This window comes from Streptomyces sp. NPDC002092, from assembly GCF_053593775.1.
The window spans coordinates 1-1322 of record NZ_JBSFDG010000052.1 but is presented as its reverse complement, the minus strand read 5'-3'; the positions used below and the strand labels follow the sequence as shown (position 1 = coordinate 1322).

The window sequence follows — 1322 nt, the reverse complement described above, 5'->3', positions numbered from 1 at the left end:
ATAGCTGCAATGACACGACTTCGGCGGTACGCTTGAGCCCCGCTACATTGTCGGCGCGGAATCACTAGACCAGTGAGCTATTACGCACTCTTTCAAGGGTGGCTGCTTCTAAGCCAACCTCCTGGTTGTCTCTGCGACTCCACATCCTTTCCCACTTAGCGTACGCTTAGGGGCCTTAGTCGATGCTCTGGGCTGTTTCCCTCTCGACCATGGAGCTTATCCCCCACAGTCTCACTGCCGCGCTCTCACTTACCGGCATTCGGAGTTTGGCTAAGGTCAGTAACCCGGTAGGGCCCATCGCCTATCCAGTGCTCTACCTCCGGCAAGAAACACACGACGCTGCACCTAAATGCATTTCGGGGAGAACCAGCTATCACGGAGTTTGATTGGCCTTTCACCCCTAACCACAGGTCATCCCCCAGGTTTTCAACCCTGGTGGGTTCGGTCCTCCACGAAGTCTTACCTCCGCTTCAACCTGCCCATGGCTAGATCACTCCGCTTCGGGTCTTGAGCGTGCTACTCAGATCGCCCTGTTCGGACTCGCTTTCGCTACGGCTACCCCACCCGGGTTAACCTCGCAACACACCGCAAACTCGCAGGCTCATTCTTCAAAAGGCACGCAGTCACGAGGCAAACACAAGTGCTTGCCCGACGCTCCCACGGCTTGTAGGCACACGGTTTCAGGTACTATTTCACTCCGCTCCCGCGGTACTTTTCACCATTCCCTCACGGTACTATCCGCTATCGGTCACCAGGGAATATTTAGGCTTAGCGGGTGGTCCCGCCAGATTCACACGGGATTTCTCGGGCCCCGTGCTACTTGGGTGTCTCTCAAACGAGCCGCTGACGTTTCGACTACGGGGGTCTTACCCTCTACGCCGGACCTTTCGCATGTCCTTCGCCTACATCAACGGTTTCTGACTCGTCCTGCCGCCGGCAGACGACAGAAGAGAGATCCCACAACCCCCACGACGCAACCCCTGCCGGGTCTCACACGTCGTAGGTTTGGCCTCATCCGGTTTCGCTCGCCACTACTCCCGGAATCACGGTTGTTTTCTCTTCCTGCGGGTACTGAGATGTTTCACTTCCCCGCGTTCCCTCCACTTGCCCTATGTGTTCAGGCAAGGGTGACAGCCCATGACGACTGCCGGGTTTCCCCATTCGGACACCCCCGGATCAAAGCCTGGTTGACGACTCCCCGGGGCCTATCGTGGCCTCCCACGTCCTTCATCGGTTCCTGGTGCCAAGGCATCCACCGTGCGCCCTTAAAAACTTGGCCACAGATGCTCGCGTCCACTGTGCAGTTCTCAAACAACGACCAG

1 rRNA gene (running past one end of the window) is annotated in these 1322 nt (G+C 57.5%); it reads right to left on the bottom strand.

Going from position 1 to position 1322, the window contains the following annotated elements:
• Positions 1 to 1279 (bottom strand): 23S ribosomal RNA (locus ACWCRD_RS44940) (it extends 1291 nt beyond the left edge of the window).
• Between the last annotated feature and the right edge of the window lie 43 nt (positions 1280 to 1322).